Consider the following 213-nt stretch of genomic DNA (forward strand, 5'->3'; position numbering starts at 1 on the left):
GTGCATCCGGGAGGATTCGAACCTCCGACCGCTCGGTTCGTAGCCGAGTACTCTATCCAGCTGAGCTACGGATGCATCGGAAAACTTGCTTTACTGCCGATATTGATACCGCGGTGAAAGCCGTATCAAGTAAGAGATGGTGCATCCGGGAGGATTCGAACCTCCGACCGCTCGGTTCGTAGCCGAGTACTCTATCCAGCTGAGCTACGGATG

At 54.9% G+C, this 213-nt stretch carries 1 tRNA gene; it reads right to left on the reverse strand.

Annotation, left to right across the window (positions count from 1 at the left end):
- Position 1: 1 nt before the first annotated feature.
- Positions 2 to 75 (reverse strand) — tRNA-Arg (locus NA389_RS22015).
- Between the last annotated feature and the right edge of the window lie 138 nt (positions 76 to 213).

Source organism: Salmonella sp. NW645 (assembly GCF_051703725.1).
Lineage (GTDB): Bacteria > Pseudomonadota > Gammaproteobacteria > Enterobacterales > Enterobacteriaceae > Salmonella > Salmonella enterica.